The sequence below is a fragment of the Yoonia sp. MH D7 genome (assembly GCF_054439475.1).
Genome location: NZ_JBTJCF010000005.1, coordinates 16,159 through 40,881, shown reverse-complemented (window position 1 = coordinate 40,881; position 24,723 = coordinate 16,159). Strand labels below are relative to the sequence as shown.

26 protein-coding genes and 3 pseudogenes are annotated in these 24,723 nt (G+C 53.4%); 16 read left to right on the top strand and 13 right to left on the bottom strand.

Annotated elements, in window-relative coordinates; translation table 11 throughout:
• The first annotated feature begins 113 nt into the window (after positions 1-113).
• The 3 genes from ACXLHR_RS18595 (at position 114) to ACXLHR_RS18585 (ending at position 1,409) form a co-directional block, all read left to right on the top strand.
• Positions 114-392 (top strand): hypothetical protein, encoded by a 279-nt coding sequence (locus tag ACXLHR_RS18595; RefSeq protein ID WP_458792965.1) that lies wholly within the window; start codon positions 114-116, stop codon positions 390-392.
• Between the two features lie 388 nt (positions 393-780).
• Complete coding sequence (locus tag ACXLHR_RS18590; protein WP_458792964.1) at positions 781-957, top strand: hypothetical protein; 177 nt, start codon at positions 781-783, stop codon at positions 955-957.
• Positions 954-1,409, top strand: a complete 456-nt coding sequence (locus tag ACXLHR_RS18585) for a hypothetical protein (protein WP_458792963.1) — start codon at positions 954-956, stop codon at positions 1,407-1,409. The genes ACXLHR_RS18590 and ACXLHR_RS18585 overlap by 4 nt, the downstream gene beginning before the upstream one ends.
• A 262-nt stretch (positions 1,410-1,671) precedes the next feature.
• Here the strand turns inward: ACXLHR_RS18585 and ACXLHR_RS18580 are convergent, their stop codons facing one another.
• Genes ACXLHR_RS18580 through ACXLHR_RS18565 form a run of 4 tightly spaced genes read right to left on the bottom strand, consistent with a single transcriptional unit; the run spans position 1,672 to position 3,988 of the window.
• On the bottom strand, positions 1,672-2,064 hold the full coding sequence (locus tag ACXLHR_RS18580) for a VOC family protein (protein WP_458792962.1): 393 nt from the start codon (positions 2,062-2,064) through the stop codon (positions 1,672-1,674).
• A complete protein-coding gene (locus ACXLHR_RS18575; RefSeq protein ID WP_458792961.1) occupies positions 2,061-3,233 on the bottom strand; it encodes an MFS transporter in 1,173 nt (390 codons plus the stop codon). Before ACXLHR_RS18575 ends, ACXLHR_RS18580 begins: the two co-directional genes overlap by 4 nt.
• On the bottom strand, positions 3,226-3,474 hold the full coding sequence (locus ACXLHR_RS18570) for a hypothetical protein (protein ID WP_458792960.1): 249 nt from the start codon (positions 3,472-3,474) through the stop codon (positions 3,226-3,228). Before ACXLHR_RS18570 ends, ACXLHR_RS18575 begins: the two co-directional genes overlap by 8 nt.
• Positions 3,434-3,988: a DeoR family transcriptional regulator gene (locus tag ACXLHR_RS18565; protein WP_458792959.1), complete on the bottom strand. Its 555-nt coding sequence runs from the start codon at positions 3,986-3,988 to the stop codon at positions 3,434-3,436. The genes ACXLHR_RS18570 and ACXLHR_RS18565 overlap by 41 nt, the downstream gene beginning before the upstream one ends.
• A gap of 473 nt (positions 3,989-4,461) precedes the next feature.
• On the opposite strand from ACXLHR_RS18565, the gene ACXLHR_RS18560 reads away from it, so the two are divergent.
• The 4 genes from ACXLHR_RS18560 (at position 4,462) to ACXLHR_RS18545 (ending at position 6,687) form a co-directional block, all read left to right on the top strand.
• Entirely contained in the window at positions 4,462-5,082 is a 621-nt protein-coding gene (locus tag ACXLHR_RS18560) for a hypothetical protein (protein ID WP_458792958.1), read from the top strand.
• A 187-nt stretch (positions 5,083-5,269) separates the two neighbouring features.
• Entirely contained in the window at positions 5,270-6,055 is a 786-nt protein-coding gene (locus ACXLHR_RS18555) for a hypothetical protein (RefSeq protein ID WP_458792957.1), read from the top strand.
• 90 nt (positions 6,056-6,145) lie between these two features.
• A complete protein-coding gene (locus ACXLHR_RS18550) occupies positions 6,146-6,364 on the top strand; it encodes an antitoxin MazE family protein (RefSeq protein ID WP_458792956.1) in 219 nt (72 codons plus the stop codon).
• Positions 6,361-6,687, top strand: coding sequence for a type II toxin-antitoxin system PemK/MazF family toxin (locus ACXLHR_RS18545; RefSeq protein ID WP_458792955.1), 327 nt, complete (start codon positions 6,361-6,363; stop codon positions 6,685-6,687). The genes ACXLHR_RS18550 and ACXLHR_RS18545 overlap by 4 nt, the downstream gene beginning before the upstream one ends.
• A 97-nt stretch (positions 6,688-6,784) precedes the next feature.
• On the opposite strand, the gene ACXLHR_RS18540 is transcribed toward ACXLHR_RS18545, so the two are convergent.
• The 3 genes from ACXLHR_RS18540 to wrbA all read right to left on the bottom strand — a co-directional run bounded on the left by ACXLHR_RS18540 (position 6,785) and on the right by wrbA (position 10,665).
• Entirely contained in the window at positions 6,785-8,635 is a 1,851-nt protein-coding gene (locus ACXLHR_RS18540) for a glucose/sorbosone family PQQ-dependent dehydrogenase (protein WP_458792954.1), read from the bottom strand.
• Positions 8,636-8,939: 304 nt separating this feature from the next.
• Positions 8,940-9,743, bottom strand: a complete 804-nt coding sequence (locus tag ACXLHR_RS18535; protein WP_458792953.1) for an undecaprenyl-diphosphate phosphatase — start codon at positions 9,741-9,743, stop codon at positions 8,940-8,942.
• 331 nt (positions 9,744-10,074) lie between these two features.
• A complete protein-coding gene (gene wrbA, locus ACXLHR_RS18530) occupies positions 10,075-10,665 on the bottom strand; it encodes an NAD(P)H:quinone oxidoreductase (protein ID WP_458792952.1) in 591 nt (196 codons plus the stop codon).
• Positions 10,666-10,821: 156 nt separating this feature from the next.
• Between wrbA and ACXLHR_RS18525 the strand changes: the two genes are divergently transcribed.
• Together ACXLHR_RS18525 and ACXLHR_RS18520 are read left to right on the top strand one after the other, a co-directional pair.
• Positions 10,822-11,160 (top strand): MerR family transcriptional regulator, encoded by a 339-nt coding sequence (locus ACXLHR_RS18525; RefSeq protein ID WP_458792951.1) that lies wholly within the window; start codon positions 10,822-10,824, stop codon positions 11,158-11,160.
• Positions 11,161-11,900: 740 nt separating this feature from the next.
• Complete coding sequence (locus ACXLHR_RS18520; protein WP_458792950.1) at positions 11,901-12,875, top strand: NmrA family NAD(P)-binding protein; 975 nt, start codon at positions 11,901-11,903, stop codon at positions 12,873-12,875.
• A 6-nt stretch (positions 12,876-12,881) separates the two neighbouring features.
• Here the strand turns inward: ACXLHR_RS18520 and ACXLHR_RS18515 are convergent, their stop codons facing one another.
• The 4 genes from ACXLHR_RS18515 to ACXLHR_RS18500 form a co-directional block, all read right to left on the bottom strand.
• Positions 12,882-13,619 carry a hypothetical protein gene (locus tag ACXLHR_RS18515; RefSeq protein ID WP_458792949.1) on the bottom strand — a complete coding sequence of 246 codons (738 nt, stop codon included), beginning with the start codon at positions 13,617-13,619 and terminating at the stop codon, positions 12,882-12,884.
• 71 nt (positions 13,620-13,690) lie between these two features.
• Positions 13,691-14,188: a GreA/GreB family elongation factor gene (locus tag ACXLHR_RS18510; protein ID WP_458792948.1), complete on the bottom strand. Its 498-nt coding sequence runs from the start codon at positions 14,186-14,188 to the stop codon at positions 13,691-13,693.
• A 31-nt stretch (positions 14,189-14,219) separates the two neighbouring features.
• Positions 14,220-15,053, bottom strand: a complete 834-nt coding sequence (gene fghA / locus ACXLHR_RS18505; RefSeq protein WP_458793064.1) for an S-formylglutathione hydrolase — start codon at positions 15,051-15,053, stop codon at positions 14,220-14,222.
• A gap of 61 nt (positions 15,054-15,114) precedes the next feature.
• Positions 15,115-16,230: an S-(hydroxymethyl)glutathione dehydrogenase/class III alcohol dehydrogenase gene (locus ACXLHR_RS18500; protein ID WP_458793063.1), complete on the bottom strand. Its 1,116-nt coding sequence runs from the start codon at positions 16,228-16,230 to the stop codon at positions 15,115-15,117.
• Between the two features lie 178 nt (positions 16,231-16,408).
• Between ACXLHR_RS18500 and ACXLHR_RS18495 the strand changes: the two genes are divergently transcribed.
• The 3 genes from ACXLHR_RS18495 to ACXLHR_RS18485 are packed head-to-tail and all read left to right on the top strand — an operon-like array spanning position 16,409 to position 18,675.
• Positions 16,409-17,320 carry a LysR family transcriptional regulator gene (locus tag ACXLHR_RS18495; RefSeq protein ID WP_458792947.1) on the top strand — a complete coding sequence of 304 codons (912 nt, stop codon included), beginning with the start codon at positions 16,409-16,411 and terminating at the stop codon, positions 17,318-17,320.
• Positions 17,317-18,222, top strand: coding sequence for a bestrophin family protein (locus tag ACXLHR_RS18490; protein ID WP_458792946.1), 906 nt, complete (start codon positions 17,317-17,319; stop codon positions 18,220-18,222). The genes ACXLHR_RS18495 and ACXLHR_RS18490 overlap by 4 nt, the downstream gene beginning before the upstream one ends.
• Positions 18,223-18,675 carry a GFA family protein gene (locus ACXLHR_RS18485; protein ID WP_458792945.1) on the top strand — a complete coding sequence of 151 codons (453 nt, stop codon included), beginning with the start codon at positions 18,223-18,225 and terminating at the stop codon, positions 18,673-18,675.
• Here ACXLHR_RS18485 and ACXLHR_RS18480 read toward each other — a convergent pair.
• Positions 18,621-18,893, bottom strand: a pseudogene (locus ACXLHR_RS18480) (IS3 family transposase); the annotation flags it as partial. The gene ACXLHR_RS18485 and the pseudogene ACXLHR_RS18480 sit on opposite strands and share 55 nt — an antisense overlap.
• 94 nt (positions 18,894-18,987) lie before the next feature.
• On the opposite strand from ACXLHR_RS18480, the pseudogene ACXLHR_RS18475 reads away from it, so the two are divergent.
• Positions 18,988-19,814: pseudogene (locus ACXLHR_RS18475) on the top strand (transposase).
• 14 nt (positions 19,815-19,828) lie between these two features.
• Positions 19,829-19,978: pseudogene (locus ACXLHR_RS18470) on the top strand (IS30 family transposase); the annotation flags it as partial.
• A gap of 77 nt (positions 19,979-20,055) precedes the next feature.
• Here ACXLHR_RS18470 and ACXLHR_RS18465 read toward each other — a convergent pair.
• Positions 20,056-20,865 (bottom strand): helix-turn-helix domain-containing protein, encoded by an 810-nt coding sequence (locus tag ACXLHR_RS18465; protein ID WP_458792944.1) that lies wholly within the window; start codon positions 20,863-20,865, stop codon positions 20,056-20,058.
• 119 nt (positions 20,866-20,984) lie between these two features.
• On the opposite strand from ACXLHR_RS18465, the gene ACXLHR_RS18460 reads away from it, so the two are divergent.
• Both ACXLHR_RS18460 and ACXLHR_RS18455 read left to right on the top strand, forming a co-directional pair.
• Entirely contained in the window at positions 20,985-22,994 is a 2,010-nt protein-coding gene (locus ACXLHR_RS18460; protein ID WP_458792943.1) for a CocE/NonD family hydrolase, read from the top strand.
• 68 nt (positions 22,995-23,062) lie between these two features.
• The gene (locus ACXLHR_RS18455) at positions 23,063-24,655 is read left to right on the top strand and encodes an ABC transporter substrate-binding protein (protein ID WP_458792942.1); all 1,593 of its coding nucleotides are present in this window, start codon (positions 23,063-23,065) and stop codon (positions 24,653-24,655) included.
• Positions 24,656-24,723 lie beyond the last annotated feature (68 nt).

The window sequence follows — 24,723 nt, the reverse complement described above, 5'->3', positions numbered from 1 at the left end:
ACAGAGAACCCAGACTACTTCTTAGGCAATATCGCGTCTGCTTTAATTGCACGTCTGACTATGGCTTGCGAATTTCGCCAGACCTAATCAAAAAAGCTAAGGCGCTCGTGACAATGAGTACCACAATAAACACTGTCGAAAGAAGAAAAATCAGGACGCCGCCAGCCGCGTTTTCAATGCTTGTGAAAAGTACAGGTACTGCTTCTGACAAGAACAACCATGCAACAAGCCACACAGACGCACCGGATCGGCAGACAAGGGAAAAAGTTATTAAAAACAATAAAGCGGGTGTACTCAAAGAAGACCAAAGAGCATTTGCCCAAACCGCGTTATATCCTTCTGCCGCCAAGATACCTGCACTAGCTTCAGAGAACATTTCATACATAAATTGAGCGCTTTTGAATGACGCTAAAAGAACAAGCGTTATGCAAGCTCTGTAAACCCAGAACGACAATTGAGAATGCACAACATAGCCCTTTTTCGACGAATTATCCGCTCAAGCTTAACGATACCTCCTAAGAAATAAAAGGTCGCTAAGTCCCGCACTCTGTGAGTTCAAATTGGCTGAAGTGCTGCGCCCTGCACGAAAGTCCGCAATTCGAGTTGGCTTGACATTCGAGTACCCTCGCGAACGGCAGCAGTGGGCCGATATGCCGCTTGATGTGGTTCATGCTGGTAATGCAATCTTCGCATTCATCTTTAGGGTAATGAGACTATAGCATGATTCCAGTCGCCAACGGTCAATAGGCTTGAGCAAGCGTTTTAGAAAAGGGATGTCACATGACTAAAGCACTAAACATGGGCAAAGCGCTTTCGCTGTTAGAGAGCTCGCGAGACAAGCTCGGCTTACGCCTTCATCCCAATAATAGTGGGCTTTCAAAGCCAGAAGGCTCTGATGAGATTGAGCCCGCAAAACCTGCATCTACAACAATGTTAAAAGGAGGATCAACCGAGTGATAGATTGGCAAGACATTGAGGATGATGGCTGGGAATATATTCAGTTAGGCGATTTCGATAATGCAGCACGATGTGCCCGCGACGTTTTGGATCGTGAGCCGAACGCAATTGACAGCTACGTTATCCTTTCACGTACTGCAGCAACACTTGCGGAGAAGATTGCTCTTTTAAGAGAGGGCGTTCGCATTGGCGACGAATTGTTCGACAATGAAATTCTTGCCGCTCCCAACGAGGACTTTCATTTCTGGGGACAACTTGAAACCCGCCCCTATATGAGAGCCTTGCACTCACTGTCCTTGGCATTAGTTGCTGATCCGCGCGATGACACGCTGGAAGAGGCGGTCGCTATCTGGCGCAAGCTGTATGCGATTTGCCCGAACGACAACCTCGGCGCGCGTTTTTTCATCGCTGAATATGAAGCCAACGGCCACGTTGAAATAGATGACTATTGAGGGAACCGTCACGACGACTTTACCAATCGGTGGAGCTATGGTAACCTCGCCACAAACGTTCAACAACCTCTTGGGTTTTGGAAGGGGTCTTTGACAGCAGAAATCGGGGTGGTTTGCGACCGTGTCAATAACGAGGGTTTTTGGAACAAGATAAGACCTCCTGTCGCCACAAGATCAAGTTGACCGTTTAGCCATTATTGCGACCCAAAATCAGTATAAAATTGCAAGGTAGCTTCGTCGTGTGCAGGCATGTCAGATATTCTTACTCAATGATTTCGATGAGGGTGCCATCCGGCGAGCGAACGACCGCCTCGTAGTATCCATCGCCAGTCGTCCGTGGTTCCGAAACCAGCAAGCCATCCAAGCGGCATCGGTCTGCAAATTCATCCACCCGTGCAGTTGTGCCCACCGACAAGGCAATGTGAGCCCATCCACTGGTCTCTCCCGGATCGAGCGACACCCACGGCCCCTCCATCAGTTCCAGACGAACATCCTCATCCGGCAGTCGGATGAACCGCGATGCAAAACCGGGCCGGTTTCTACTCTCGTATCTCTCGCCAATCTCGGCGTCGAAATAGTCCCGCCAGAAAACGGCTGCTGCCTCCAGATTTTGCGTCCAGAGCGCAATATGGGCTAGCTGAAACACTGTCGTCATTCATCCACCCGTAGTTTCGATGCCAAGACAGCCGCGAGAACGGCAAGCCCGGCGAGGACAACGAACGACAACCGCATCCCCGTAACTTGCGCGACAAAGCCTATAATTGGTGGGCCGAGGAGCATACCGCCATAACCGAGCGTGGCGATGCTCGCGATGGCAGGACCGGGTGCCATCGTCTGATCCTTTGCCGCGCGCGAGAACACAAGCGGCATTACGACCGCATAACCGATGCCCGTCAACGCGAAGCCAATAAGAACGACCGGGACCGTCTGTCCCGCTATGGCGACCGCCAGCCCCACGAATGCAATCAAAGCGCTGGCACGGACGGTGGCTACCGGGCCAAACCGTTCAACCAGCAGGCCCCCGCACAGTCGCATCACTACCATCGCTGCGCTGAAGGTAGCATAGCCGAGCGCTGCCTGCGCGTCCGTTGCCTCTGCCGCGATACGAAGGAACACTGCGCTCCAATCGGCCATTGCGCCTTCGCCCATGGATATGGCGAACGCGATCAGGCCCACAAGAAACAGCGTCCCAGACGGCAGTGCAAAGAGCGGCTTGGGGTTCTCGGCGCGCGCTTCCGCCCGTTCTGGTCCCGAAGCCGGGATCATCACGGCCAGCGCAAGCGCGCCGCCGATCACGGCAATAGCGACGAAGTGCTCCACCGAACTCAGCTCCATGCGGACGGCAACGAAGCCACTCGCCGACCCGAGCCCTGCGCCGAGGCTGAACATCGCGTGGAAGATGGACATTGTGCTTCGGCCCAGACGCGTCTCGACGCGCGCGCCCCAACCGTTCATCGCCACATCCATGACGCCATGGAACGCGCCGAAGATCAGGAGCGCCAGTCCGAGCATGAATGGTGATGGCGCGAGTCCGAGAAGGACAAGAGCGGGGGCGTAGCCCCAAGCGCAGCGCACTGTCAGGCGCGATGTGCCCCACCGTTCTGACAAGGCCCCAGCAAGGGGGAATGACACGATGGCACCACCTGCGAGGGCCAGCAGCAGTAGGCCGAGCGTTCCGGGGTCGAGGTCGAACCGGTCCTTGAAGGCCGGGACGCGAGCCGCCCAGGCCCCGAACAGCAAGCCGTTCAGCGTGAAGGCAGCCACCACGGCGCGCCATTTCGCATCTGCCCGAAGGGGGACAGGCCGCGTGATCGCATCAGACATGGATTGCCTCCACGCCAGCATCCGCGAACGGTGCAACAGCATTCAGAGATGCGTCCGTCACGATAGCGTCGATTTCCTCCGGAGCCAGAACGCGGTGACGACCGCGCCGCTCGAACTTCGCAGCCGACGCAACGACGACCGTGCGCGCCGACGCGAGCGCCATCGCCCGCTTTATGCCCGCCTCGCCTGCGTCTTCCGCACTAAGGCCAAAGACAGGCCACAGGCCGCAGGCTCCGAGCATGCACAAGTCGGCGGCGATCATGGCTGCGTCTCGTCGTAACACCCGCACCGCCGGTCGCCATTGCCCCCTCGGGGCACAATACCCCGCCGATCAGCTGGACCCGCGCGCCTCGAGCCATCGCCGCCATCGCAACCGCCGGTGCGGGTGTTACGACGAGACCGCGAAAATTCTCCGGCAGATGTCCGGCGACAGCAAGCAGCGTCGTTCCCCCGTCGAGAAAAACGGTTCCGGTCTCGGGAATTGTGCGCACCGCACGCGCGGCCAGCGGCACGAGGGCCTTGTCCGCCCCCCCCACGCGAGCCGCGTAGGACGGAGTTGATCCCGTCAGCGGCATTGCCCCGCCGCGCACACGTCGCACGAGGCCTTTGCGCTCCAGCGCAATCAGATCGCGGCGAATGGTATGGATGGAGGTGTCGAGTTCGGCTGCGAGATCGGCAGCGACGAGGGGAACGCCTTCGCGGATGCGGGTCCGTAGGGTCGTCTCGCGGGTATCGGGGGTATTTAGGTCGGCCATCAGCTACTGATGCAATCTATTGCAAGATCATGCATGTATTTGCATCGAGCGTTAACGTGCGCCCATGCGCGACGGCCTGATGAAACGGTTTCATTTTCATATTCGGGTTGGTCATAGACTTTGGAACGCCAGCCGATGCGGGTCCAGACCCAATTACAACGCAATCCGAAAATTGCGGCGCTGTCCGTCGAAGCCGCCGTTCGCTGCACATGCACGACGTTCCAAAAAGGACCCTTTCTGAACGTTCACAAACCAGCGTTTCTGGAAGGCTTTCGATGCATCCATGACTGTAATATACTCACTACAACCAATATGACGGGACGGATTACGTGTTCAATCTCCACCACTTACTGCGTACCGTTCGTTACACTGTATTCGGTCTAGCTTTGCTGGTTGTGGGCGTTGTTCTAATATCAAATTTCAGAGAAAATCTACGGTTTGATAAATGCATCTGGGTGCCTTTCGCGCATGTCATGCTTGGCGAAGCACCCCTTGTTATACCAGCGCTTCGGAACACTGGCCTTGTGATTAGCGATCCTCCCAATACTCACAGCGATATCCGAAGAGTATCTGCTGTGCGGGGTTTGTCTTCGGATGAACTTTGGAGTTTTTGCGACACCGATATTTCGGACCTGCCCAGTGTCACTGACATTAGACTTCAACGTGAGGCTGTGGTGCCCTTGGCTCTAAATATTGGTTTCAGCGAGGATAACGATGTCAAATTGGTGGATATTCGCATCAAACCTATGGTGGTCATTGAAATCGAAGATATCACAGGTCCGCCAGACAGTCTTAGGGCTGACCCCTCACAAGTCCCAAACCAGTCTGTAGAAAGCCTACGCACTGCGGGCTGGGTCAACGGTACCCATGCTATATTTACTTCCTGTCACGAAAGACAAATAGGCCGCGCAACAATTAGCTGCTCATACAGAATATTGCGCCGCAAGGATGCTCTCGAAATTAGCTTCGTCGGAGTTACGACGAAGAATAAGCCTAGAATTGCTGAGCGTAATCCTTTGCTTGTCAATGATCTACTTTCTAAGTTTGATGCCGTCCTCGAACATTATGCTGCAACTGAAAGTCGTTCTGATTGAAGTACGATGGCTGTGGCTCGGATGCTTATCCTCCCTCCCAAAAACCACCCTTTTAGCACGTTCAAAACCAGCGTTTTTGGGTCTCCAATCGGTTATTCGTTACGCAGATTTGTCATCTTGAAATCTTGAAGCTAATGAAAGCCCAAGCCTTATGGCCTCGTCACGAGGTCTATTCGTGGAGCATCTTATGATACCAATTCCTATCCTGTCGCCGGTAGCCATCTTGATCATATTGGCTTTCTACGCTGCCACTCTAGCTTGGCTAGTTTGGACACTACGCATCATTCTTAGCGCAAAGGCATGGCGTCGGCTGGGTCCATGGCGTATTTTTGTCTATGCCATTTTTGCGGCGATGAGTTGTCTCACGGCTTGGCATCACTATGATCTCCATCAGCAGACAGCCGATTTTAAAACGAAGTTTGAACCGGTACTGTCTGAAAATAGCCTGATAGGAGGCATAAATATGCCAGCCGGTACTAAGCTGGTAGTAAATGCCCCCTACGATTTCGAAACCTTCAGGGAAGCTAAATTTCCTCACCCCATACGCATTAGTGGCACCGATGCACTGTTCGCAGAGCGTTATATCACAACAGAAACCGATGAAGAATTTCGCATATTGGGTTACACTCCTCTCAATATCCGCCTGACGGGTATTGGTAAAGGTCTGGAGAATGAATGGCGATGTGATGCTACTCATCCGATAACCCTGAAGACCCACAGTGATGGCAGTGTCAAAGCATTCGAAAGCTGCATGGCGGCAGTTGGCAATCGTATTGAAAACCAACCTTTGCCAAAAGGGGCTGAAATTATAGCAACAGATGGAACTGTTTACACCGACGGGTTTGTCGCCTCGGATCGCTGGCTTATTTACTTACCAGCCGACGCGGAGCTTAGCGTTGGGAACAAAACTCAAATTGGGGGTATGATCCAGCTTGATGCTGGGCGTAAGATTATTACGAAACCTTTGAGGTAAACCTTTTTCAGAAGGCCCCCAAAAACAACCGTTTGTTGAAGGCTTGAAATCATCCTTCCCATTTGTTACATGTAACGAAAGGAGAGCGTCATGCCTACACCTGTTTCAGAACGTGTCCAGAAGCGCCGCGACACCATGCGGGCCGCAGGGTTGCGCCCCGTGCAAATCTGGGTGCCGGACACCCGCCGTCCTGGCTTCGCCGCAGAGTGCCGCCGTCAAGCTGCGCTGGTAGCGCAGGCAGATCAGCTCGACACGGATCTGTCGGACTTCATGGATGCCGCCCTAACTGATTTAGACGAGTGGAAGTGAGGCGCGGTGATCTGGTGACGGCCGCCCTACAAGGCGACTACGGAAAACCACGTCCCGCGCTTGTCATTCAGGCTGACCAATTTGCTGATCTGGGGTCGGTGGTGATCTTGCCGATCACGTCCACGCTGGTCGATGCACCGCTGTTGCGCCCCACTGTGGAGCCATCGCCCGAAAATGGACTGCGTAAGCCGTCACAGATCATGCTGGACAAACCCATGACGGTGAAGGCAGACAAGATCGGTGCCGCCTTCGGCCACCTCGATGACGCATCAATGGTCAGCGTGAACAGATCGCTGGCATTGGTGCTGGGGCTGGCGGGCTAAAGTGTTGTGGCTTTACATGTTCCAAAAACGAGCGTTTTTGGAACACCCGCATAAGAAACCCGCCGTATCTGGCGGGTTTCTTATGTATGATTTTAGACTATCGAGCTTCAGTCGCATCGCCCGTGGTCAGAATGCCGTAATCGTTGCCCCAACTGTTACGGATATAGGTACCAATTTCGGCGATTTCCGTATCCGACAACTGACTACCAAAGGCGGGCATGTAGCCAAAGCCATGTACGACGGTCGTTGCAACATACGCCGCGTCCGCGAGTTTTTCATTCCCGGCCAGAACAGCCGCTGCATCGCTGCGGCCTGCGGGACCGTGGCATGTGGAACAGGTCTGCGCGAATTGGAAACCGCCACGCGCAGCCACCTGCGCGACGTCAGAATCGGCTGTGACGGCTTTATCCTCGTCAGTCGTAGTATCCTTGCCGGTGTTGGGATCCTCAAATTCTTTGGGATTATCGGACGCGGTGCCAGATGCACGCGCTTCCTCCACAGTCTGGGAACTGCGGGTTAGGCCAAGGTCAGACCCGCCCTCTTCTCCATATGTGTAGAGCAGGATGGAGCCGGGGTTGTGCAGGATCGACGTGTTGAGCCCGTCACCAAATTTCTGCGCCGCAGACCCAAAGGCATCTGTGGCGATAAAGACGCGGTTATCGGGCCCGACCAGCACGTCGCGATATCGGTTTTGGGTCGACAGCCATGCGACAGGATCGCCGTCTGCTGCTGTGCCGTCATCGGACAGATGCTGAACGTACAGCGTGCCATGCTTGAGCGTAGTTAGCAAAACCGAGTTGTCCCACTCGGCAATACCGTCCTCACCCGCTGTGTAGGGCAGGATAGACGATGGCGCGATGGTCGGGTCGCAAATGTACCCGCAGACCTGGCCAATCGGGTAATCATCATCAACGGTGAAATAGGTCGCAAGTGGCTTCACCATATCACCCTCGAAAGTGGCTTCTGGGAACTGAGGCACAGAGTCGGGCAGGGGATCAGCATTCTCACTGACATCATTTGGGGCTTCGCTCCAGTTGATATAAAGGTAGTTTTCGTCATCAATAAGACCCGCCACACGGGGCCAGCCGTAATTCCCGCCAGCCTGAATAATGTTCAGCTCGTCATCGGTGGCCGGGCCGTGCTCGGCCTCGTACAGCAGGCCGTTTCCACCAAAGGCAAGGCCCTGAGGGTTGCGGTGGCCATAGCTGAAGATATGACTTTTGACGCCGTCGATCTCTGGATTGTCGTCTGGGATAGAACCGTCGAGGTTGAGGCGCAGGATTTTGCCGGAGTAGGTGTGCCAGTCTTCGCCGCTGACTTCGTCAACGGTCGGCAAAACAAGCGCCATATTCGGTTTGCGCAGATTACGGCCAAAGTTGTGACCCTGCTCTCCAATCGAGTAATAAAGCTTGTCGTCTGGACCAAAGACAACACGGCCCGCGTTATGGTCATTTCCGGCAGGCATACCCGAGATCAAGATTGTCTTGTCGACCAACTGCTGGGTGTTTGTGTCATAGGTGTAGCGCACGATTTGTGCAGAAGGATCAGGCTCTGCTTCGGTGCCGTCATTCACTGTGTAGCCGATGTAGACGTAATCGTTGCCTGTATCTTGCAGCAGTTCCGGATGTAGGGCGAGGCCAAGCAGGCCTTCGTGTTGGGGGCCGGTATAAACGTCATCAAGGGTCAGCATTACCTGTTGAGTGCCAGTGGTTGGATCGATGCGGGTGACTTCGCCAGCTGTCCGTTCCGTTAGCCAAATCTGGTCGTCGGGGCCCCAGCGCATCGCCCAAGGGTTATCAAGGCCAGTGGAGAGCACACGTGACGAAAACAAACTGTTATCACCAGAATCAATCGGGGCTGGGGTAACCTGCGCCGTCGCAATTGAGGTGCTAAGCGCGAGCGTAGCTGCAAGCCCACTGCTCAAATAAGCCAAGCTTTTCTTCGTCATATTCAGTCTCCTGTTTGTCATCGATTTGCCATTATTTTTCAGGCAGTTCTTGATGTAACGCAGTATTACAATGATGGTTCCTAATGAAAAGAAAGTGTTTTCGCGAAGAGTTTTTGACCAGTATCGGCCCTTTTGGGGAGGTGGCGTTATCCAAAAATGTCCTCGCCATAGCGTATTGAGAATCCATGGCGCGGCACTCAGGGGAGGGTGCAATAACTGAACAGGGTCAAAGATGGCTGTCAAGTTTAAGCGATCAAAAAACGGTGGTTTTAGAAATAGACTAACCAGCTCAAAACCACGGCTATCATTTGTAAGCATAGATCAATAACGCCGTACCTAATACCAGCCGGTAAACAACATAGGGCGTAAAGCTGACCGCTTTCAGTAGCCGCATCATAAGTGTCAGGGCGGCGAGGGCGGCGATGAAGGCAAAGCCCGCGGCAATGCCTGCTTGCAAAGTAGCCGCAGCATCAAACACTGAGACAACATCAGCACTTAAAAGCACTGCAGACGCGATGATGGTCGGGATCGACATTAACATGGAGATTTTCGCGGCATCTTCACGGACGTATCCCAATGCGCGAGCGCCTGTGATCGTCGCCCCTGATCGGGAGGTTCCGGGGATCAATGCGACAGCCTGCCAGAGGCCAACGATGACGGCATCAAAAAATGTCCAATCCCCAGTTCGCTTTGCACCCACTCCACGTTGATCGGACCAATAGAGCAGCAGGCCGAAGATGATCATGGTCCACCCGATTACGGCTACCGAACGCATCATCTCTATAGCACCAGAGACTTTTAGAACCAGGCCCACTAACACCACGGGTATTGTGGCGATCATCAGCAATACGGCCAATCTTGCGCCAGGCGTATCGGCCTTCCCACGGGCCAGCCTACCAAAACCTACCAATGCAGCGACGACATCGCGCCAGAAGAAAAGCATGACGGCAAAAAGGGTGCCAACGTGCACTGCCACGTCGATGATAAGCCCCTGATCCTGCATACCCGTGAGGTGCGGAAGGAGTATCAAATGCCCCGAAGAGGACACCGGAAGAAATTCGGTTATCCCTTGAATGATGGCGACAAGGACAAGGTGGAAAATAGTCATATGAGTTCCGTAAGAAGGCAGACCTCCATTTGAGAAGCGCTTTTTCGATTAAGCTAAGATGGAGCAATCGAGGGCATTTTAAGCTGGCGGATATCATGGACATGCCAAGATTATCAACGATCCAAACAGGTTTGAACGCTGATCCTAATCTCCATAGGGCTTCAGTTCCAAAAACTCTCGTTTGTTGAACGGTCTCCGTATGTTATGCAAATGGAGCGGATGGCTCCTTCACCATAGCGCGCCATCTGTAGCGCAGGCACGGCCACGAATAACAATCCTGACCGTGCCAACGTCGTAGCTCATCATTAGAAAGGGATAGCTACCAGACGCTTCAATTTAGCTTTTCGGCAATCTCAACGAGGCGGCGTGCTTGATGGCTGATGGCTGCTTTCACCTCTTCGGTGAATTCCGAGCCCTGGGTGTGGCTGTAGCCGTAGGGGTTGCCGCCGGTCTTGTAGATAGCCTCGTCGGTGAAACCCGGTGTGACGACGATCCCACCCCAGTGCATGATAGTAGTATAAAATGAAACTAGGGTCGTTTCCTGCCCGCCATGCGTGTTCTGGGCGGATGTCATTGCCGACGCCGGCTTGTTGGCCAACCCGCCCTTTGCCCAGACACCGCCGAGCGTATCGATAAAGGAGCGCATCTGGCTGGCCATGGTGGCGAAGCGAGTAGGTGCCGAAAAGAGATAGGCATTCGCCCATTCCATATCTTCAGCAGTCGCGGCGGGAATGTCGGAGCTCCTTTTGGCCTGTGCCTCCCACGCATCGACTCCGGCGACGACGTTATCTGGGGCAGTCTCGGGTGCTTTCAACAGCCGCACATCAGCACCGGTGGCCTTTGCCGCTTCAGCCGCGATGGAGGCCATCTGATAGTTGGTGCCGTAGCTAGAATAGTAGATTATGGCGAGTTTGACGGTCATGGTCTTTCTCCTGTCAGTTGGGAAAATCAAAGCTAATCGCATGTTGCGGCAAACTCCGATAGATGAGTGCCGGTTGCATCTTTACGCTTCAGAGGCCATGTAGAATATAAGACAACAAATAACAATAGACTTCGGTCAATGGTTTTAGGATAGCCCATGCGAATTGGCGAACTTGCAGAAAAATCTGGCGTCAGTCGGGACACGATCCGGTTTTATGAACGCAATGGATTGGTCACTTCTGTCGCAGGCGAAAGTGCGACAAATAACTACCGAGCGTATGCGAAGGATAACCTGATCTGGTTGAGCTTCTTTACTGGTGCCAGAGAGGCAGGCATGTCGGTGGCCGATCTTCGCAGCATCGTTGAGGCTGTTGCTGGCCGTTGTGATCCAGAAGCTGCACGAGACGTCATGCGCCAAAAGATAGGTGAGTTGAAGGAACGCGCGGAGCAGATCGAAAATGTCGTGAGTTTTTTGGAGAAAGCGCTCGCCCGATGATGCTGATCCTGCCAACCATACCGCCGGTGCAGAAGTTCCAAAAACGACCGTTTGTTGAACGGCCCGACTAACCCGACATTAACGCACGTGCTGCAATTGTCGGCTAAGTCCACACAGTGTGAATTTGCTGATCACCTAGTTTAGCAGGCGCAGCGAATGTCTCCTTCCATGGGCCGCACCGCAGCATAGTTGTGGGCCGCTTAAAGTCGCCTTTGGGCCGTGAGTGTCGACGCGCATTTATACAGCAATTGAACATGCTGTGATGAAGTCTCATTTGAAGTTGTCGTCAATGGAGACCTTCGCTGCACCATGCTTGAACTCACAGAGTGCGGGACCAAGCCGACATAGGATTTCCCAATCTCGCTGACGCAGCATTTACTCGCACTTGCAGCAGAGTTTTTGCTGCAATGCAGCGCACTTTACCGAAGCAGCCATTGAAGTCAGTGATAAGGTGTTAATTGCAAACCACCCTTTCGCTGTGCACGGCTCCTACAATCGGGTCGCGGACGAAGCTGCCGGATGCCCTTGCAGAAATTTCTTGCTGCGCCATCGACCGAGGAACCCAACAATAGGACCGCCCTTACGCAACATCTCGCAGATGAAATCCAATTTAACGAAATTGATTTGACTGCGTGTGCTACAAGTGTTTTGCAGGCATTGGTAGATGTAACAAGGTCGGTTGATTGTTCGCATCTATCAGGTCAGGTTGGTAGAAAATCCTATATCTGAAAGCGATCCAAATGACCTCGCAAACTGTCCTGATTACCTCGGCAACGGGCCGAATTGGCAAAGAACTAGTGGCTCGTCTGGCCTTGGACGCGGCCATCACGGTACGCGCCTGTTATTTTAGCGAGAACAAAGCCGACAGTCTAATGGCCCTGGGGGCAGATGAAGTCGTTAAGTTCGACCTTTCCGATCCGGAAACGTGGGAGGCCGCGCTTGAAGGTGTGAACGCCGTCTACTCTGCGTCCCTTGATCCAATGCTTCAACAGCATCTTGCCTTCAGCAAAGAGCTCGGAAAGCGTCGCGATCAGATCGAATATGTGGTGCGGATCAGCTGTATGGGGGCGGACACGAATACCGCGTCCTATATCGCGGACCAGCATGCTTCACGTAACGGCGCTGGAATCCCGTTGATGCTGCAACACTATTGGTGGGGCGAAAAGGCGTTGATCGACGAAGGGTTGAACGTCACCGCCCTGCGCAACAATTTCTTCATGAACCATCTTCTTAAAACTGATTGCGAGATGATTGATCGCGAAGGCTGGTTCTCAAACCCGCTGGGCGATATGCGGAACTCCTTTGTGGCCACCCGCGATATTGCCGAAGCTGCCGCTGTTGTTCTATCCGAAGGGCCAGACAGGCACGCGAACAAATTCTACGATATCACAGGCCCGGCACCGCAATCCATGTCCGAAATCGCCGCTGATTTGGGTCGTGCCATGGGCAAAGACGTTGAGTACCGCGCCCAATCCATGGTCGATTTTGAAGCGGACTTTGGCGCGACACGGGCCGAATTCTTTGAATACCTGACCAACGGATTTTACACGCGCTGCAGTCCGGACTTCTACAACCTCACGGGTCACAAGCCGACATCTTATTTCGATTATCTGACCACCAAAGGTGTCAGCGGCGAAACTGGTCTTGAAGAGCTATGGCAAGGCAACCTTTGGAAAAAAGGCGCCGATGCCATGAAAGATGCCGCCAAGTCTTAAGCTGCGCTAAATCGAAATCTGCACCACGGTATAAACGGCAACCGCTGCTACAAACGCAGGAAATGACGAAGGGTGTTCGCGCGAAAACTCCTCTTCGAGCACAACCAAGACAATACCGCCGGCAAGAAACGACAGCAAAAGTGTGACCACGATTGGCGAAATAACAGTTGTCGCGCCAATCACCCAACCCGCAAGAATGGCGACAGTCAGCGCCCATCGTCCGATACGCTGATAGACCCCTTTGTGGATTTCCATCATCCGGTAATCCACGACCAGAAAATGCACCGCCATTGAGAGTACAAAAATAACAATTGCGACCGGATCGTTCATCTGGACGATGAGGTAGCCGATGATTGCTTTGTAAAACGCGTAAGATGCAAGATGTATCCAGACCCTCAACCCGGTTGTTTCCGTCGCACTATGAGAGCCACTTCCATCAACTGGCTTTTCAACCAAACGTTCCATTCCATAGAACGCGACGAGACCGATCAGGAGCGGCAGAAACGGGCTGTGCTTCAGGATTTCCGCCATAGGTCCAAGGGATTCTGGAAAGGCAAGCGTCCCATCAACGATCTTGGGCAGAAGGCCAAGAAAGACATAACTGATGGAGATACCATCAGCGAACGACAGCCAGTATTTCTGAGGCATTTGGTGTTTCCACCGCAGCAGATCAGCAAGCACATGGACAAGGCTAAGGAATACAACCGATGCAAGCGAAAGCCCGATCAATGCGATGGAGTTCATTCTAAATTCCTTTTTGGGCGCGACAATCGCGCAGTTTGGGCCTCTCGGCGCGACAGATCATCCGATGTTTTCTACTCATACCGGATCGCAACGATCTCAAGATCAACGATGCCGGTGGGTTTTTGCCATTCGACCGTGTCGCCAACCACCGCGCCCATTAGCGCAACCCCAAGCGGCGAATATGGGGCAATCAGGCCATGCGTAGGATCTGCCTCATCCTCACCAACAATCCGAAAACTCTGGCGGCTGTCGTCTTCAGTAATAACTTCGATCTCTGCGCCAAAAGCAACAGTGCCCGCGGCGTGGTTTTTGGGATCAACGAGGATCGCACGGCTGATGCGCCCTTCAAGAAAGCGGACATCACGCTGAGCCACCGCAATGGCCAGTTTGCTGTCGATTTCATCAGTATTCTCCCGCAGCCTTGCCAGATCCGACTGAAGAGCACTAAGTCGGCTGTTGAGTGCAGCGAGACCAGATGCGGTGACCAAGTTTGGATGTGGGCTTTGTGGTAAATCATCCAATCGAACGTTTTCGGTGCCATCGTCTTCTTTGGTAAATGCTTTGCTCATGACAATTTCCCCAATGTTTGGCGGCTCGTCGCTATGCGGCCAAGTGCTTTGCGTGGAACCGTAGGTGATCCTCAACGAAGCTGGCAATGAAATAGTAGCTGTGATCATAGCCTTCGCGCCGGTTCAGCTGCAATGGATAGCCGCTGACCTTCGCTGATGCTTCCAGTGTTTCCGGCTTCAACTGCTCTTCAAGAAAATCGTCAGCTTCGCCCTGATCCACAAGTGCGGGAACAGCCCCTTTGGCCTTTCGCATCAGCAGGCTGGCATCATAATCGGCCCATGCGCCTTTGTCCTTGCCTAGATATGCCGCAAAGGCTTTTTGGCCCCAAGGACAATCGACCGGGTTGCCAATTGGGCTGAACGCCGAAACCGATTTGAAGGTATCAGGATTGCGAAGCGCCAAAACCAGCGCACCATGACCGCCCATGGAATGACCAAAGACCGAGCGTTTGTCACTAACCGGAAACGTGGCCTCGATCAGTTGCGGGAGTTCATTCAGCACATAGTCATGCATCTGATAGTGGCGGTTCCACGGCGCTTGCGTCGCGTTCACGTAGAATCCGGCACCCTGTCCCAGATCATAGCCTTCATCATCAGCGACATCCACACCGCGCGGGCTGGTGTCGGGAGCAACAATCGCAACGCCAAGCTCTGCTGCGATACGCTGGGCACTGGCCTTTTGCATAAAGTTCTCGTCATTGCAGGTCAGGCCTGACAGCCAATAAATCACGGGCACTTTTTGCCCGTTTGCCGTTTGTGGCGGCAGATAAATCGCGAACCGCATGTCGCAGTTCAGTGAGGTTGAACGGTGCGTGTAGTGTTTGGTCCAGCCGCAGAAGCTTTTGTTAACACTTGTGATTTCCAGTGGCATACAGCACCCTTTTCTTAGATAGGGGCCGCGCCACATTGGGCGCGACCTGTTTGGTTTATTTGTCGAAGTGGATAACGGTGCGGATGCTTTTGCCTTCGTGCATCAGCTCAAACGCGGTGTTGATGTCCTCAAGACCCATTGTGTGGGTGATGAAATCATTCAGCTTAAATTCGCCCTTCATGTAGCGCTCGACGTAATCTGGCAGTTCAGACCGCCCTTTGACGCCACCAAACGCAGACCCGCGCCAGACACGGCCCGTGACCAATTGGAACGGACGGGTCGAGATTTCCTGACCCGCGCCAGCAACGCCGATCACCACGGATTCACCCCAGCCCTTGTGGCAGCATTCCAGCGCAGAGCGCATGACGTTGACGTTGCCGATACACTCGAATGAATAATCAACGCCGCCGTCAGTGAGTTCGATGATTACGTCCTGAATTGGCTTGTCGTGGTCCTTGGGGTTGATGAAATCCGTCGCGCCCAGTTTGCGTGCCAGATCGAATTTGCTCTCGTTTATGTCGATCACGATGATCCGGCTGGCCTTTGCCATCGCCGCACCAATCACTGCCGACAAGCCGATACCGCCCATGCCGAAAATCGCGACTGTTGCGCCTTCTTCGACTTTGGCGGTGTTCATCACTGCGCCCATGCCGGTGGTGACGCCGCACCCGAGCAGGCAAACCTCTTCAAGCGGGGCTTCGGGGTTAACCTTTGCCAGCGAGATTTCCGGCAACACGGTGTATTCCGAAAAGGTCGAGCAGCCCATGTAATGCAGGATTGGCTTGCCGTTCATGGAAAACCGGCTGGTGCCATCTGGCATCAGGCCTTTGCCTTGGGTTTCGCGGATCTTCTGACACAGGTTGGTTTTGCCCGATTTGCAGAACTTACACTCGCCACATTCCGGCGTGTAAAGCGGTATGACGTGGTCGCCGACCGCAACACTGGTCACACCCTCGCCAATAGATTCGACAATACCGCCGCCTTCATGGCCAAGAATTACGGGGAACAAGCCCTCTGGGTCGTCACCAGACAGGGTAAACGCATCAGTGTGGCAGACGCCTGTTGCGACAATGCGAATACGCACTTCGCCTTTTTGCGGTGGCATCACGTCAATCACTTCGATTGACAGCGGCTCGTTCACAGCCCAGGCAACGGCGGCTTTGGATTTGATTATTTCGGTCATCAGAACTCACTTTGCTTTTGGTGGAAGAATTATTTACGCGTGTGACGATTTATAATTGAGTGTTTACGCTATTGCCAGTAAGTTGATAATTCAGCAATTCGGTAATTCACTATTACGCACCAGTAACAATTGTAGTCTGCTTTGCGCGATCAAAAAGGAAACGCCAATGTTCAACTGGGAAGGGGTTTCGGAATTTGTCTCGGTTGCGGAGACCGAAAGCTTTACGGCCGCCGCAACCCGTTTGGGGATTTCTACAGCCCAGGTCAGCCGCCAAATCCGTGCGCTTGAATCGCGGTTGGGCGTTAAACTGTTTTACCGCACGACCCGCAAAGTCTCGATCACGGATACGGGGCAAATCTACTATAACCACTGCAGGCAGGTGCTTGACGGGTTGGCCGAGGCCGAACGCGCGATTACAGACCTGCACCAAACCCCCAAAGGCAGGCTAAACCTGACGGCACCTGTAACCTTTGGCGAGAAGCGGATTGCGCCTTTGGTGAATGAGTTTGTTGCTCGCTATCCGGAGCTGGAGGTCACTTTGACACTGAGCAACCAGATGCTTGATCTTGTTGCAGAATGTTATGATCTGGCGGTCCGTCTGGGCGAACTTGAGGACAGCACGATGATGGCCAAACGGCTAGCGTCGCGCACGCATTATGTTTGCGCCTCGCCCGACTATCTTGCCGCACGCGGCGTGCCATATGCGCTGTCCGAATTGGAACAGCACAATTGCCTGCAAGGCACGCTGGACTATTGGCGGTTTGAGGAAAAAGGCAAGCCTCGCCACATCCGCGTCAAAGGGAACCTGCGTTGCAACAGCGGCTGGTCACTGGTCGATGCGGCGCTAAAAGGCATCGGGATTGTGCAACTACCGGATTACTATGTTCAGGTTGAACTTGAGGCGGGTCGTCTGGTGCCAATACTCGACAAGTATCGCGCACCGGACGACGGCATTTGGGCGATCTATCCGCATAACCGCCATCTCTCGCCCAAGGTGCGTTTGCTGCTGGAACATCTCAGCGAGGGTCTGGGAGCAGCGGAAGATAAGACGACACAAACAATTGGGGACTCCAAATGATCGTCAGAGAACACCCGTCATCGCTTCATCTGTTTTTTGTTATGCAGGGATCCGTTGTACCGAAAATCATGGGCAGGATCATCGGCGTCGCGGTGCTGTCGGTGATCGTCTTACTTCTGGATCAGCACGTCGTCATCCTGCCGCATATCTCGATCGGCGCGATGAGCATCTTCGGCGTCGCTCTGTCGCTGTTCCTCGGGTTTCGCAATAACGCGGCGTACGATCGCTGGTGGGAAGCCCGCAAACTTTGGGGATCAATGATTGCTGATGTGCGCAATTTGGGGCGGCATATGTGCGTCTTTGTTGGCAAAGGAGCAGACCGAGAACACATACTGTCCTATGCCGTCGCCTTCGCTCATCTCCACCGTGGATTCTTGCGCAGTGTTGATGTGCGCGCTGATATAGTCGACTGGATTGGTGATGAAAAAGCCGAAGCGATGATCTCGCGGAAGAATCCGGCAGATGCAGCACTACGGTCCATGGCGGATCAAATTGGCAGGCTGATTGAACATGACGCCATCAGCGGTTTTGGTCAAATGACCATTTCACAAACACTGTCTTCTTTGGCGCTGGCGCAAGCCGGATGTGAACGTATCGTGACCACACCGCTGCCATTTGTCTATTCATTGCTGGTGCGCCGCACGACCTACCTATACTGTGGACTGCTGCCCTTTGCGCTCATCGATTCTACAGGCTGGTTTGCGCCAATATTTGCGGCGGTCGTTGCCTATGTGTTCTTTGGCTTGCAAGCCGTGACCAACGAGTTGGAATTGCCGTTTCGCAATGTTCAAAACGGACTGCCTCTCGATGCATTATGCAGGACAATTGAGATATCTGTTTCCGAAGCGTTGGACCGCCCCCCGCCCGCTGCTTTGAGCGCCGCGAACCATGTTTTGACTTAGATGTACGAAATCAACCCATACCGCTTCGCACGGCGCAATGATGCGATTGCCAAATATTCTAACGTTTCATCAATAAAGGGGGACAATATGTCTCATAAATACTCAGGTGGTTGCGATCACATTAAGACCCATTCCGAACACGATCCAATCGACAATCACACCTGCCATTGTTCAGTTTGCAAAAGTGTGACCGGACAAGCGACTACCCATGTTGCATTTTTCAACCACGCAGACGTGGCGGTAAACAATGAGGCTGGTCTGAAACGCCAGCCGTTCAACGCCAACAACCCCGATGGTCCACTGGAATTGTGCACCTGTGGGGAATGTGGCACGCCAATCATGCTGAACGACAAACAGAACTGGTCTTGTCCCGCTTACGTTCCGGTCTCTCAACTTATTTATGCGGCCTTTCGTTCAAATGCCAAGGGGCTTTTACCACCCAGCGATGAGTGACGGCGTCGCGGATTGTAGAACCCATTGATATACTGGAAGATCGCACCTTCTGCCTGACGGCGTGTGTCCCATTTGTTGCGCCAGATCAGCTCAGCCTTGATGGATTTGAAGAACGTTTCAACCATGGAATTGTCGTAGCAGTTACCTTTGCTGCTCATTGAGACCTTGAAGCCGTGCAGCTTCAGGCGCCGCTGATACTCGTTTGAACAATATTGGGCGGATTCAACCGGTCGTCGCAAGGGTAATCCCCCCGAAAAATGGTTGTGTTGAAAACTAGAATTTTTGCGGCAAGATAAGCCAAGGAGATTCACGATGAAGAAATCTCGTTATTCAGCGGCCCAGATTGTCTCGATCTTGAAAGAAGCCGAGAATGGGGTGCCTGTTTCAGAACTGTGCAGGACGCACGGGATGAGCAGCGCTGCGTTTTACCAATGGCGTTCGAAGTATGGTGGCATGGACGGACGCATCTTTGATTTCAGGAATGAAGCAGTTGCAGGCCGAGAATGCGCGTCTGAAACGGATATATGCGGATATTGCGATGCAAAATGAATTGGTGAAGGAAGCGCTGGCAAAAAAGTAGTAAGGCCGTCTTTCTGAGAGAGATGGCCCAACAAACAGTCGCCGCGCGTGGTGTCAGCATTGCACTCGCCTGCCGTGCGTTCGCGATCAGCCGGCGTTGCTACCGGTATATGCCGCTGTTCGCTAACGAGAACGAAGAGATAGAGGATTGGCTGGTTGCTTTGACCAAGGCCCGTCGGAACTGGGGCTTTTGAGTGTGTTACCTGTATTTGCGCTATGTGAGGGCTGTGCAGGCGATCATCATAGCCTTTTGATCAACTTCATTCCGAAGGTGTTAAGGGCCAGAATACGTCGGTTCAAAATTGGTCGAATGGGTGTCAAAGCATCATATAACCCTATGCTACATCCAGCCCGGCAAACCGCAGCAAAACGCTTATATCGAGTGGTACAATCGGGCAGTGCGATATGAATGGCTCGGGGTGAATATCTTTCACAGCAATCAGGAGGTGTAACATTACGCCACAAAATGGATGTGGACTAACAACAATGACCGCCCCGATATGGGCATCGGCGGCATAACTCCCGTTATGAAATTGAACCAATATAAAATGGCCGCGTAGTTCTAGTTTCGAACCAATACTTCCCCAAAGGCACTGATATATCTGGTTTCAGCCAAGCTGAGCTCAGCGCTGTCGCACGCCAACTCAACGAGAGACCAAAAAAGACCTTGCTATATCAGACACCAGCAGAGAATTTTGAAGCCTGTGTTGCAGCGACCCGTTGAAACCGCAGGACAAAGTGTGAATTGGCAGCAAGTCACGCAGTTTAGGTGACAGCATCCATCCGGTCATTAATGGAGCACTAAATCTCGTCGATTTCAAACACCCATTCATCGGGTGCCATGCGGTTGGATATCAGTCGCTTTATCCGGTCGTCGATATTGCTAGGATCAAATATACCGCAACGTGCTAACGCGCCGCGGAGATCGATATTTTCACCTAGATATTCCAATACTACGGCTGAGGCCGCAGGTTTACGCCCGCGGCGCATTGATCCGCCTGTCTGTACTCCTCGAAGATAGGCGGGACGGGGGGAGTAGGACGGGTAGAGCATGAGTTGCGTAATGGAACCGGTGTTCATTACGTCGTACTCAACAATGTAAATGCGGTGGCCAAGGTGAAAAGCAAGCCCTTCGTACTTGCCGACTAAGCGCTCTATTGTCTGGTCTTTATTTCCAGGCCGCTCAACGTTCTTCCACAGATGTCGTCCGTCTTGTTCCGATATGACCGCAAGAGAGCAGGTAATTCGACCAGGATAGCCGAACGTATAGAAATAGCGGAAATACCAACCTGTGTAGCGGTCAAGCTCGCCTGACATGCGGTGCAGATTTTCTATTGCAGTGAGGTGCATAGGTAACTCTGAAGTGCGCAGCGGCGATTTTCGGAGTGAAATCAATGGTGAAAATCGTGTTATGTCTAAAAGAATTTCGGATTCAGTGACACCAAAAAAATCGCAGATACGTCGCATATTATGGCGCGATGGGCGGACCGATCCAGCGAGGTATTTATTGAATTGCTGTCGGTTGATGCCAATGCGGCGACAAACTTCGGAAATTGATGGCAGCAGGCTGCATGCATACGAGAGGTTGGTGGCAAAGGGGTCATCTGTCATGCTGCCTATAGCATACTGACGCACTTAGAGTGTCAAGTGGCCGTACATGCGAAGTTGTAGGTTGTTCTTCATACGCGTTACCCGTTCCCACAATTATCCTAACCCAAGCGGAAGCTTCCATGCAGATTGTCACTGAATATCCCCGCAAGGTTCGCCAGATCGAACATACTGAAATCACAATGCCCGATGGCATCAAGCTGGCTGCGCGCATATGGCTGCCTGAAGATGCTGGAGACGCACCCGTGCCCGCGATTTTAGAATATCTGCCCTATCGCAAGAACGATAATACGCTGGCGCGCGACATCGCCCGCGCGCCCTACATTGCAGGTCATGGCTATGCTTATGTGCGTGTCGATGTTCGTGGTTCCGGCGATTCGGAAGGCATCATGAAAGATGAATACACCACTCTAGAGCTACAAGATGGCTGTGATGTGATCGCGTGGCTTGGTGCGCAAGACTGGTGCGATGGCGGAGTTGGGATGGTCGGTATCTCGTGGGGCGGTTTCAACGGACTTCAGATTGCGGCGCTTCAGCCGCCCGAACTAAAGGCTGTGGTGACACTCTGTTCCACTGATGATCGTTACGCGGATGATATCCACTACATGGGCGGTACCATGCTTTGCGAACAGATCAGCTGGGCCGCGACAATGTTTGGCATTAACACGCTAGCCCCCGACCCTGTTCACGTTGGTGATCGCTGGCGTGGCATGTGGATGGACCGCCTGAAGGGGAGTGGCCTCTGGCTTAAAAACTGGCTCGAGCATCAGTCGCGCGATCAGTTTTGGAAACACGGTTCAATTTGCGAAGATTATTCGGCTGTTCAGGTGCCCGTTTATGCCGCATCTGGTTGGGCCGATGGCTATCCGCGCGCTGTTTTCCGTTTAATGGAAAATCTTAGCGTCCCGCGTAAGGGGTTGGTTGGCCCATGGGCACATAAATACCCTCATCTGGGCGCGCCAGGTCCGGCCATCGATTGGTTAACCGAAGAACTACGTTGGTGGGATCAATGGCTGAAGGGGCAGGAAACAGGTATCATGGATGAGCCACAGTTGCGCCTTTTCATGCAGGATCATGCCGCACCGCAAAGCAGTTATGAATCGCGCGTAGGCCGTTGGGTGTCAGAGCCATCTTGGCCGTCGCCAAATGTTACCCACGTAGACTGGGCACTAAGTGAGGCCGGCACATTGGAACGCGGCGGAAAAGCGCAGGGCGTAGCCGAGGTGTCGACCGCAGCAACCGTTGGATTGCAGTCAGGTAAGTGGTGTTCCTATGCAAACCCCGGCGACCAGCCTGGCGATCAGGGGCCGGATGACGATGCTAGTGTGATTTTTGAAACAGCACCGCTAGAGGCCGATTTCGAGATCGCAGGGGATGGTGAGCTTAATATTGCTTTTACCTGCGACACACCCGTTGCGTTGATCGCCGCCCGCCTTGTTGACGTCGCGCCGAATAGTAGCGCGACCCGCGTGACATATGGTGTACTAAACCTCGCCCATAGAGATAACCATGAAGTTCCTGAACCGATGGAACCAGGGCGAACATACACTGCATGTGTCCCGCTGAAGCACGTGGCGCAAACTCTGCGCAAAGGTCACAAGCTGCGCCTTTCGTTGTCTAACACTTACTTCCCAATGGTATGGCCCGCGCCCGAAGCGGCCAATGTCAAACTCGATTTGGCGCATTGCACGTTAACCCTGCCCGAGAGGAACGGAGCAGATGGGGTTTTACATGATCTAGGAACGCCCAAGGTTGCGCCACCGCTCGAACCTGAGATCATCGTAAAAGGAGGCTTCGACTGGCAGGTCGATCGCACGGACCAAGGCGGAGCTCGCATCACGGTTACCGACGATGACGGCACGATCCACATCCGTGAGAATAATCTGACTATCACCTCAAAAGGGGTCGAAACCTATACTGTGGACAGTGCCACTGATTATGCCCCAAAGGCACGAATTACATGGTCGCATGCAATGAGCAGAGACGACTGGGCGGTGCGGTCTGAAACTGAGACGGAAGTGAGCAGCACTACCACCACTTGGGAAATTAGCGCCCGCCTGCGCGCATGGGAAGGCAATACGCTGGCCTATGAAAAAGAGTGGCACGAATCCATTCCACGCAACCATGTCTAAGCACGGCCGCAGATCAAAATTGATGGGGGCCAAAGAGGCGTACCGAATAATCATGGAGGATGACTATCATGACTAAAATAATCCACGACATTACCCTGGGCCGCCGTGGCTTCTTGCAAGGGGTCGCTACCACTGGCATCGCTGCGGGGACCATGCCGCTGACGTCCGCTGTGTGGGCACAGACGGGCAATACACTGCGCGCGTCGTCCTATGCCGATATCGACAAACTCGACCCTGGTTTTTATCAAAATGCCTATAACGTTGATGTTATGAGCTGCATCTATTCCAAGCTGGCCCGCTACAAACCGGGCCGCGAGTGGGAGACGGAGCTGGAAGCAGCAGAGGTGCTGGAACAGATTGATGACACCCACATCCGCTTCAAGCTTAAACCGGGCATCATGTTCACCGGCGGCTACGGTGAAATGACGGCAGAAGACGTCAAATTCTCGTTCGAGCGCGTTCTTGAACACGACAGCCCCGTCAAAGGTGACTGGGGCCCGCTGGAATCCGTCGAGCTGGACCAGAATGACAAATATGCGGGCACAATTGTGCTGAGTAAGCCGTTTCAGCCGCTATGGAGCATCACTCTCCCTTATGGCGTTGGACATATTGTATCTAAAAAGGCCGTGATGGACGCGACCGGTGATGGTGGTGACTTTGGTATGAATCCTCCCGCGTTTTCTGGTCCCTATATCATCGAAGAGTGGAAACCTAACCAATACCTCAAGATGGTGCGTAACGTCGATTATACAGGTGATTTGTTTCCAGGATATGACGAAATTCGCATCATTCCGATGGATGACCAAAAGGTATCCGAACGCGCCTATGAAGCAGGTGATTTGGATTATACCGGCATCACGCTGTCGTCGCTGGCAAACTACAAAGCAAGCCCGCCCTCAAATACAATGATCGAAGAATACCCATCTCTTTACTACGTTTGGGTGGGCATGAATCTGGAAAATGAGACGCTCAAGGACGAAAATCTACGCAAGGCGATCCAATACGCTATCAACGTCCCACAGATTCTTGACGCCGCCTATTTTGGCCAAGCTGCGCCTTCAACTGGCCTGATTGCGCCAGGGCTGATCGGCCACCGCGAGGAAGCAATCGTGCCACCACAGGGCGACCTGGATGCGGCGCGCAAGTATCTGGAAATGGCAGGTGGCCCACCGTCTGAGCCCATTACGATCGACACGTTGAATGCGACGACGTGGCAGACTATCGCTCAAGTCATTCAGGCCCAGTTGGGTCAGATCGGAATCGAGGTGGAGATTAATGTGCAAGATTCAGGCTCCTTCTGGACGCTTGGGATGGAGAGCGAAGGTGATCGCTGGAAGAAGATGCAGCTCGTCATCAATCGCTTTTCGATGATGCCCGACCCATTCTATGCGACCACGTGGTTCACAACCGAGAACGTCGGCATATGGAACTGGGAGAGGTTCGCAAACCCAGAATTTGACGAACTGCATAAAGCCGCTCAGATCGAAAGCGACAAGGAGAAACGCGGCGAGATGTATCACAAGATGCAGGACCTGATGGAAGAGAGTGGCGCTTACCGTTTTCTCACGCATGAGGGCAGTCCGGTAATGTTCCGCGATGACCTTCAGCCTGCTCTACGCCCGGATGCGCGCCCACTCTTCACGGGATTCAAACCGGTCTAATCCGATCATGTAAGGGTGGCTCGACCCGCATGCGCAGCCGAGCCACCACATTTCTTATTTCAATTACC